3 protein-coding genes are annotated in these 1,922 nt (G+C 68.0%); 1 reads left to right on the top strand and 2 read right to left on the bottom strand.

From position 1 onward, the window contains the following. Positions 1 to 440 (bottom strand): hypothetical protein (locus KEM60_RS16235; protein ID WP_219232519.1); only part of this gene is annotated, 440 nt, incomplete at its 3' end. Next, a complete protein-coding gene (locus KEM60_RS16240) occupies positions 437 to 1,648 on the bottom strand; it encodes a hypothetical protein (protein WP_219232521.1) in 1,212 nt (403 codons plus the stop codon). The genes KEM60_RS16240 and KEM60_RS16235, both read right to left, overlap by 4 nt. Positions 1,649 to 1,779: 131 nt before the next feature. Between KEM60_RS16240 and amiA the strand changes: the two genes are divergently transcribed. Continuing rightward, a complete protein-coding gene (amiA, locus tag KEM60_RS16725; RefSeq protein WP_255574744.1) occupies positions 1,780 to 1,890 on the top strand; it encodes a streptamidine family RiPP in 111 nt (36 codons plus the stop codon). The last annotated feature ends 32 nt before the right edge of the window (positions 1,891 to 1,922 follow it).

The raw sequence follows: 1,922 nt of genomic DNA on the forward strand, positions 1-1,922 counted from the left end.
GCCCCACTCCAGCGCAGCACCTGCCGACGCCGACCATCAGACACCTCGGGACAACACACCACCCGCCCCCACTCGTCCAGGACCGGCTTCGCCCACGGCGACACCCCCGACACCACCACCTCCCCCCAGCGACGCTCGCCACCCTTCAGCCACCACATCTCCAACCGCTCGCCCCCCGCAGGGCGCACCACCACCGCCGCCGACGATCCGCCCGTGAGAAACTGCACCACCTCCACCTCACGACCGTCCCCCACCACCACCGGGTCACCCGGATCGCCCTCCAGCAGCGACGCACTGTCCGCAGATCGCCACAGCCCAGTGCGCTGCGCCCCATCCGGCCGATGCAGATGCCACCACTGACCGTCGTACGCCGTCGGCACCTGCCACCGAGCCCCCCGACCGTGGTGACGGATCAACCGCCCAAAATCGGGGGCCTTCATCGGCCGATCCGATCCCGATGAGCTGGCGCGACCCGATCGTCAAACCACCCCAGATGTCCGCCGTCGTGCAGCGGGCTCGGAGCGTCCAACGTGACCAGATCACCACGAGGAGAGCTGACATCGACGAGATGGACCTCACCGTGGCCGCCTTGACTGACCAACACCTGCTCCGAGTAGGGCGCCGCCGCCACTGCCCGGCGTTCCGCGTGATCCCACGGTGCATGCCCCGGTCGAGGTGCACCCGCCATCGGCGGCAACGCCCAGCAGCCTCGCGCTCGCAGATCGGGCAGGTCGTGGACCAGCAGTTCGTCCCCGTCTGGGTGGATGCGGGTGGTGACCAGCGCCGTCGGAGTCAGCGCGCATCGAAACACCAGTCCGTCGCCGACCGGGACATGAGTGGTGACGCCCTCGTCGACATGGTGAATCCACAACGAGTTGTGCCACCGATGCCACATGGTGGGATCGTCGCCGCCGCGACGCAAGGTCGCGACCACGATGCGCCGCCGAGGACAGAACCGCAGGAAGTAAGCCCGCCCGGGGTGGTCGCCGTGCCCGTCGTACCAGGGGATGATCCCGACCGCTCGGGGAGCGCCGTCAGCGAGGTCGAACTGCTCTACGCCGCGGTCGGTGGCCATCATCAGTCGCCCGGTCTGGGGGTCGAAGACATCGCCGTGGCCGGTGTCGTCGAGGTCGTCGCAGCTGATCCCGGTGACGGTGGGGACATGGGGCCCGGCCTGGTCGATCTCGGTGAAGCTGATGGCCTGCACGGAGCCGGGTTCGCGGTGGCGCAGCAGCACGCTGTCTTCGGTGAGGGCGATGCCGGGTTCGCCGGGGCGGGTGCGCACTCGTCGTGGCCGGGGTGGGGTCCGGGTGAGGTCGATCAGGGTGAACTGGTCATTGGTGCCGGTGAAGGATGCGCCCAGGCCGGTGCTCACGGCGATGTGGTGGCCTGCAGGGTCGGCGGCGAGATGCTCGGCGGGGATGGCGATGGCGGTACGTCGGATCTGCGGTGGGGTGGTGGTGGGGTCGAGTAGGACGAGTTCGCCGGTGGCGTCGTCGGCGAAGGCGATCTGTCCATCGGGGAGGTGGAGCAGGCCAGCGTGTTCGGCCAGGACGGTGTCGACCAGCGGGGTGGTCCAGGTGCGGCGGGTCGGGTTGAGCAGGTGGATCACACCTGCGCGTTGGTCGGCGACAACGACGGTCTCCATACACCACCTCGGGGTGTTCGGTGGGGCATCCGCCCCGTATTGATTATCATTCTCAATATTAGTACGGTGGATTCACCAGCGGCAATCACCGCCGTATGGCTGTCATGTCGAACCCCTAGAAGGAGAAAAACATGCAGAACGACGTGAGCGCGGTCATGGAAGAGATCCAGGACACCGAGCACCTCGCCCACCTGTCCGCCTCGCACTCCAACGCTCTGGTGGAGAACCCCTTCGAGGTCTGAGCACCCAGGTGCGGGCCGGTGGACCATGCGTC

Origin of the sequence: Austwickia sp. TVS 96-490-7B, assembly GCF_019331795.1 — a bacterium.
Classification (GTDB): domain Bacteria; phylum Actinomycetota; class Actinomycetes; order Actinomycetales; family Dermatophilaceae; genus Austwickia.

Coding starts and splice junctions, on each gene's coding strand:
- KEM60_RS16240 (WP_219232521.1), bottom strand. CDS start 1,648: ATGGAGACCGTCGTTGTCGCCGACCAACGCGCAGGTGTGATCCACCTG.
- amiA (WP_255574744.1), top strand. CDS start 1,780: ATGCAGAACGACGTGAGCGCGGTCATGGAAGAGATCCAGGACACCGAG.